6 protein-coding genes are annotated in these 7606 nt (G+C 34.9%); 1 reads left to right on the top strand and 5 read right to left on the bottom strand.

Going from position 1 to position 7606, the window contains the following annotated elements:
- Positions 1-580: Rpn family recombination-promoting nuclease/putative transposase (locus Q3907_RS01605; RefSeq protein ID WP_301896907.1), on the bottom strand; the 580-nt coding region annotated here is incomplete at its 3' end.
- A gap of 261 nt (positions 581-841) precedes the next feature.
- On the opposite strand from Q3907_RS01605, the gene Q3907_RS01600 reads away from it, so the two are divergent.
- A complete protein-coding gene (locus Q3907_RS01600) occupies positions 842-1738 on the top strand; it encodes a calcium/sodium antiporter (protein ID WP_301896906.1) in 897 nt (298 codons plus the stop codon).
- Here the strand turns inward: Q3907_RS01600 and Q3907_RS01595 are convergent.
- The 4 genes from Q3907_RS01595 to Q3907_RS01585 form a co-directional block, all read right to left on the bottom strand.
- Entirely contained in the window at positions 1712-1909 is a 198-nt protein-coding gene (locus Q3907_RS01595; RefSeq protein ID WP_301896905.1) for an MscL family protein, read from the bottom strand. The genes Q3907_RS01600 and Q3907_RS01595 overlap by 27 nt on opposite strands.
- Positions 1903-1998, bottom strand: coding sequence for an MscL family protein (locus Q3907_RS10685; protein WP_337467288.1), 96 nt, complete (start codon positions 1996-1998; stop codon positions 1903-1905). The genes Q3907_RS01595 and Q3907_RS10685 overlap by 7 nt, the downstream gene beginning before the upstream one ends.
- Positions 1999-3210 carry a dicarboxylate/amino acid:cation symporter gene (locus Q3907_RS01590; protein WP_301896903.1) on the bottom strand — a complete coding sequence of 404 codons (1212 nt, stop codon included), beginning with the start codon at positions 3208-3210 and terminating at the stop codon, positions 1999-2001.
- Positions 3211-3292: 82 nt separating this feature from the next.
- Positions 3293-7606 (bottom strand): PolC-type DNA polymerase III, encoded by a 4314-nt coding sequence (locus Q3907_RS01585; protein WP_301896902.1) that lies wholly within the window; start codon positions 7604-7606, stop codon positions 3293-3295.

Raw genomic sequence — 7606 nt, 5'->3', positions numbered from 1 at the left:
TTAACACACTGCTTTTCACAAGCCCAAAGCCATTGATCGTTCCTTCATAAATAGACTGATCATAAATACTTCGACATATGTAGAATAGATTATGTACGTCTTCTTCATTAAAATTATATGAAGTATTCCCTGTGATTTCAATCAGATTCATTTGGTAGTCATGGAAATAGGATTCAAACCTTTCATCCACCTCGACTAACTCAGAAAGCTGTCTAGCTGCATTCCAAGGCCTTTCGCCTGTATAGAATACCAGAATGTGCACCATGGGTAGTTTCTTATTATTCCTATTCTTCTTTAACATTCTGTCATACGCTACAAACTCATATGCTGCCGCTCTTACAACCATTGAAGCATCCACATAACTTTGATTTTCAATAATGAATGCACTATAAAGATTTCTATCATTATACTTACGAATCACATCCACATGCTTTTCTAGATCCATATTCGAATCATTCATCTCTGAATCAAGTTCCATACAGTTTTCAGGTTTAAGAACTCTTTCTCCATTAAAGAAGTCGACAAAATAGGCATTGTTTTCTAAAAACTCCTTCATTATTTTATCTTTAGTTTTATTCATGTGATTTACTCAACTCCCATATCTAATACGAAATAAAAAGAGGTTTTTCGAGAAAACTTGCATTTGTTAAGATATTTTTACAATTAAATATAGAATTTATTAACCAAAATATGTATAATAAGCCCATAAAGGGAGTAGCCTGCACAAATATGTGTTTACAGCTTCGTCAATACGATATTAAATCCGGACTGTGATGAAATGGCAAGACTTTGGTACATAAGACCAGAGTCTTTTTATTTTATCTGGTCCAGGAGGAACTATATGAACATAATTTTATTAGTATTAGGATTTATTCTACTACTCAAAGGAGCCGATTGGTTTGTCGATGGAGCAAGCAGTATCGCATCACGCTTTGGCATACCCCAACTCATCATTGGACTTACTATCGTTGCGATGGGAACGAGTCTACCAGAAGCTTTTGTTTCTATAACAGCCGCTTTAAAATCCAATGCTGCCATTACGATTGGAAATGTTGTTGGAAGTAATATTTTAAATGTAGGAATTATTCTTGGCATTACAGCACTCATTCGTCCTTTACACATTCAAAATAGTACAATCAAATATGAAATGCCATTTATGATACTTGTAACACTTGTATTGATATTATTAGGTATCAACACAACTATTTCTCGTTTAGATGGAATTATTATGTGGTTATTCTTTCTTGGTTACTTATACTACATTTTTAAAATGTTTAAGAATCAAATGGAAGAAACTGAAATCAAACAAACAAACCCATTATTTATTCCACTCGGACTTGTATGTTTAATGGTTGGAAGTAACTTTGCGGTAGATGCAGCCACAAACATTGCCATTTCACTAGGTGTCAGTCAAAGATTTATCGGCCTAACAATCGTTGCCTTAGGAACTTCATTACCAGAACTTGTTACTTCTGTAACGGCTGCAAGAAAAGGCAATGCCGACATTGCGATTGGAAACATCATTGGATCTAATATCTTTAATATCTTATTTGTCGTAGGATCAAGTGCACTTATTACACCTGTACCTTTTGAATCCCACTTTATTATTGATTCCTTTGTCGCAATACTGATTGGTTTTGTCCTTTATATTTGCACTAAAAAAACAAGAGCACTCGACAAAAAAGCCGGTATACTCTTGTTGGTTACATATTTAATTTACTTTATCTATCTTCTTTAATAAATCACGAATCTCTTCTAATAAGACAACAGTGTCATCTTTTTTAGGTTCTTCCTGATCAAGTTGATCATTCGTTGTCTTTTTAAAATGCGCTAAAAACTTCAATGTTGCAAATATACATGCCGCTACAATTAAGAAATCCACAATCGGCATCAATATATCATTTACCAAGGAAGTAACGATTTTCCCACAGCCATATTCATCACATTGCCTTTGGCGATAAACTCTTTAAATTCACTGATTGTTTTATTTGGCTTCATTTATTTCTTCTTATCAAAATGCAAAGTCTGTTTCAAAACTGTTGAACAAGCCAAGTCACCAATGACATTCACACAAGTAGCTCCCATGTCACACAAAGTATTTACTGAAATATAAACACCTAAAATTTGATTTGTTGGAATTCCTGCAATTGGACACAAAGCCGCAAAAGCAGCAATCGCACCACCAGGAACACCTGGAGTACCAATACTTAACAATACGTTACAAGCAAGGACAGTCACCATTGTTCCAATACTTAAATCAATACCTAAAGCTGTCGCAAAGAATGTAATCATAAATGACATCAAAATCGAAACGGCATCCATATTGATCGTTGCTCCTAAAGGTAAAGTTAAAGATGTGATTTCTTCTGGAATACCAATCTTTTCTGAAGCACACTTTAATGAAATGGGAATCGTAGCACTACTTGAACAAGTTCCAAACGCATTCAATCCTGCTGGTGCAATATCTTTAAAAAATTGAATTGGATTGTATTTTCCAAAGAATTTAACCATACCACCATAAATAATAAATGCATATAAATAGAACGTAATATATAAAGCCAATAATACTTGCCCTAATTGAAGCATTGTATCCACACCATTTGAATACATAACTGTCGCAATACATGCGAATACTCCAAATGGAGTCACATACATAATTTTACTAATAATATAAATAGAAATTTGATAAATCGAATCACACAAATTAATAAATGGATCCGCTTTTTCCTTGATAGCCAAACATGCAAGGCCAATAATCACGGCAAACGCAAGAACTTGAAGCATATTTCCTGTTGCGAAAGCTTCTACTGGATTTGAAGGAATAATATTCTGTAAAGTATCCAACAAACCATTAAATGTTGCAGCTTCTACTTGCGTCTTAGTTGCTACAATATGCGCATTCTTACCCAAATGTAACATACGAGGTAAAACCAATCCTAAACCAGATGCCAAAGCTGTTGTACCTGTATACCATAATAAGGCATGTAAACCAACTTTACCTGTTTTGGCAATATCCCCAATTCCAATAATTCCCATCACTAAGCTTGTAAATACAAGTGGGAAAATCATCATTTTTAATGCCGACATATAAATGGAAGCAACAACGCTCAATGCGGTATTTGCCCATTCCGGCATAATAATTCCAACAATAACACCTGCAATCAAGCCAATAAAAATACCAAGTGTTATATTATATCCTTTCTTTTTCATAACTCTCCTCCAATAGTGTAAATATTTTATCATATAACTACATATATGTAAAAATTTACAAATACACTAAAAAAGACACTGCCTAAAACAGTGTCATTTGATTTTCTTCATCCAATCCCTCTAAAGCATTCATTTCAGCTAACTTTTCAACTAAAGTTTTTGAAAGCTGTGTACGCTTTAATACATCTTCCTTGGAAAGGAATGGTTTTTCTTCTCTAGCCTTTACAACAGATAAGCCTACGTTTGAACCCAAACCATCAATACTTGTAAAAGGCGGAATAATTGCTTTTGGATCATCTGGATCCACAATAAATTCGGTGGCTGCACTACGATTAATACTAATATTTGAGAATCTAAAGCCACGTAAAACCATTTCTAAAGCAAGTTCTAGCGTATCATAAATCGCCAATTCTTTATCACTTGGCTTTTGTGTTTTATCCTCTTTCATATGCTTGATATCCGCCATTCTTTGACGAATGGCAGCCTCACCTTGAATCATTGTCTGCACATCATAGGCATCACAACGAATACTAAAATACATACAATAATAATGTACTGGCATATGCACCTTAAACCACGCAATACGTACAGCCATCATAACATAGGCAACCGCATGAGCCTTAGGGAACATGTACTTGATTTTTGTACAAGAATCAATAAACCATTCCGGTACATTGTTCGCCTTCATTTCAGTAACCCATTCATCTTTTAAGCCTTTACCCTTACGAACACTTTCCATAATCGTAAACGATAATTTTGGCTTAACACCATAACCCATCAAATCAACCATGATATCATCACGACAACCAATAACTTCATTCAACTTACAAGTGCCATTATCAATCAAATCTTTGGCATTTCCAAGCCAGACATCCGTACCATGAGATAAACCAGAAATAGTAACCAATTCCGCAAAGGTTGTCGGTTTTGTAAGTTCAAGAATGCCACGAACAAATGGTGTACCAAACTCAGGAATACCAGCTGCTCCAGTCACTTCATTATATTTTGTCGTATCGATTTTCAGTGATTCTGTCGTTGAGAATATAGCCATAGTCGCCTGATCATTCATTGGAATCTGACGAACATTTACCCCTGTAATTCTTTCCAACATTTTCATAGCTGTAGGATCGACATGACCTAAAATATCAAATTTTAAGATATTATCATGAATCTGATGGAAATCAAAATGCGTTGTCTTCCAAGTCGCATTTGGATTGTTTGCCGGATATTGAACTGGCGTAAAATCATGCACATCCATATCCAAAGGTACAACGACAATACCACCTGGGTGCTGACCTGTCGTTCTTTTGACACCTTCACAACCCTTGGCCAAATCTACACGCTTTGCCTCATTAAAAGGCTCACATTCCATTTCTTCCTCATATCCTTTGACATATCCATATGCCGTTTTTTCCTGTACAGTACCTACAGTACCCGCTCTAAAGACGTGATCATCTCCAAATACTTCTTTAGTGTATGCATGGGCATTTGGCTGATATTCACCTGAAAAGTTCAAATCGATATCGGGAACTTTATCCCCCTCAAAACCTAAGAATGTTTCAAACGGAATATCTTGACCATCTCCACGCATGATTTCTCCACATACTGGACAAACCTTATCGGGTAAATCAAAACCAGACTTAGCTTCATCTCCATCTAAGAATTCATAATGCTGGCAATTCTTACATACATAATGAGGTGTTAATGGATTTACTTCTGTGATATTCGACATTGTCGCAACAAAACTAGAACCTACAGATCCACGTGAACCTACTAGATATCCATCATCATTGCTCTTTTTCACAAGTAAGTGTGAAATATAATAAACTACATAGTAACCATGACCAATGATACTATCTAATTCACGTGTTAAACGCTTTTCAACAATGTCTGGCAAATCTTTTCCATACCATTGGTGAGCTGTTTCAAAACAAATATCACGCAATTTTTGGTCTGAACCTTCAATATCAGGTGGATACAATTTATCTTTGATTGGAAAGATTGGTTCTGTTAATAATTTTAATTTATTCGTATTTTCTACGACAATTTCATATGCTACATCTTCACCCATCCATTCAAATGCCTTCAGCATTTCATCTGTTGTCAACAAATGCTGATTTGGATTGCTCGTAGCTTTGCGCAATTGCTTATTATAAATATATAGTGGGTGCCTTGCATTACCAATTGCCTTGGCATTGATATACACATCTCGAAGACGTTTCTCATTTGGGTTTACATAATGCGCATCACTTGAAGCGATGACCATCTTACCAGCTTCTTTTGCGGTATCATAAATAAATTGTAGATACCATTTTAAATCATCTACATCCGTAATACTTCCACGATCCAATAAATTCTTATAACAGTCCAATGGCTGAAGTTCAATATAATCATAATAGCTCATGGCTGCAAACAATTCTTTTTTACTTCTTGTATGAGCCAATTCAAAAATCTCACCATTTTGGCAAGATGAACCAATCAATAAGTTTCCATTATCCCATTTCTTTGAGATTTCTTCCTTAATAATACGAGGCTGACCATTTTCTTTACCCATACTTACCAAATATTGCGTATGTGATAAAGTAATCAATTCAAATAGCTCTTTTAGGCCATCCTTATTCTTTGCGTATACAGTCATATGATATGGACGATTTCTTTCATAAGGTTTTTTTGAAGAATACTTTTCACATCCCACCTCCATATCAACCAATGTATCTAATGTAGCTTCATGACCTAACTGATTCATCATATTATACATGACTTGTGAAAGCACATCCGCATCATAATCGGCACGGTGAGCTCCTTCACCATCATAACTCACACGATAATGACGACATACACTTCCTAAATTAAAACGCTTTTGATCATCCGGAAGCATTGCATACGATAGTGGTAAGGTATCGATCACTGGATTTGTTAGTTCATCACGACCTGTTTTTCGACATGCTGCATTCATAAAGCCAACATCAAAGGTTGCATTGTGCGCTACTAAAATGGAATCTCCAATAAATTCTAACAATTCATCTAATGCATCTTCAATTGGTTTTGCACGATCCACATCATTTTGAGTAATATGTGTTAAATTTGAAATATGTGCAGGAATTGTTCGTTTCGGATTGATAAACATTTGAAGACGACCTATTTCTTCACGATTTTTGATTTTCACACCACCAAACTCAATGATTTCATCACGAGTGTTAGATAAACCGGTTGTCTCTAAGTCAAATACGACAAAAGTTGCGTCTTCTAATCTTCGATGATCATTATTGTAGACAATATGATATTTAGAGTCTGCCACTAACATTTCACATCCATACAACATTTTGAATTCACGATTCGGATCTTGTTTGACCAAAGCCTCAATCTTATGTTGTGCCATTGGAAAAGCTTGTACAACCTGGTGATCACACACACCGATAGAATCCATTCCCCAATCATAGGCTTGTTGAATAAATTCTTCGATAGCACAAACACCATCCATTTCAGAAAAATTAGAGTGTACATGCCACTCTGTTCTTTTCACCTTGGCATGATCCTCTCTTCTCTTTTCTTGCGTGATTTCAAGCTTACGTACCATAAAAGAATCACACTTAGAAAATGAATCATAAACAACTTCTCCAGTTAAAACAACATGCATACCTTTTTTTACAGCCTGAATTTCCTCAATGGGACATCTAGCCCCTTCAAAACGTTTAGCAACGATTGCATCATCATAATCACTGATATATAACATCTGCAATGTTTTGCCACTTTTCATCACACGATTATCAATGTCAAAAATATGTCCTTCAATTTGTACATTTGAAAAACCAACTTGTAAATCCGCAATCTTATATGTTGTAGCCGATTCTTTTTTATAACTATTCGAAGATGAATATTGTTTCTTCACCGACTCTTGTTTAACAGGTGTTGCAACAACCTGAACTTTTGCCGTTTCAATCGCAATATCATCCTCTACTTTTTTACATACAATTTCCTGATTAATCCCTACCTCTTTTAATTTTTTAATTAAATTAGGCAAAGCCAAATTTAATGCTGAAAGTCTAGCCTCATCTCGTGTAGAAAAACAAATTGTATCATTTTCTAAATAAGGATGAAGAAAACGAAAATCTTTAACATCACTATACTTTTCTACAAAGTGATTCACATAACGATCTAATTCATCCATTTCTACCGCATTATTTTTAGAATGAATATGCAACTTTACATGTGCATGTAAAGCAAGCTGAAGTTTTGTGATGATCCGTTCATAAACATCTAAAGGAATTACATTTTCAAATTCTATATAAAAATCAACTGTTTTATGTGCCGTATGAAAGACGGGGTTTTCATAAAATGAAGCATTTTTAAAATAAGAATATAATTCCGAATCCAATAATTTTTCAAATACTTCCAT

It is taken from the genome of uncultured Holdemanella sp. (assembly GCF_958348295.1).
Lineage (GTDB): Bacteria > Bacillota_I > Bacilli_A > Erysipelotrichales > Erysipelotrichaceae > Holdemanella.
The sequence above is the reverse complement of the archived record's forward strand: the minus strand, read 5'-3'. Positions and strand labels throughout refer to the sequence as shown.

Excerpts from the sequence above, each read along its gene's own strand:
- Q3907_RS01590 (WP_301896903.1), bottom strand. The coding sequence starts at position 3,210 with ATGAAAAAGAAAGGATATAATATAACACTTGGTATTTTTATTGGCTTG.
- Q3907_RS01600 (WP_301896906.1), top strand. The coding sequence starts at position 842 with ATGAACATAATTTTATTAGTATTAGGATTTATTCTACTACTCAAAGGA.
- Q3907_RS01585 (WP_301896902.1), bottom strand. The coding sequence starts at position 7,606 with ATGGAAGTATTTGAAAAATTATTGGATTCGGAATTATATTCTTATTTT.
- Q3907_RS10685 (WP_337467288.1), bottom strand. The coding sequence starts at position 1,998 with ATGAAGCCAAATAAAACAATCAGTGAATTTAAAGAGTTTATCGCCAAA.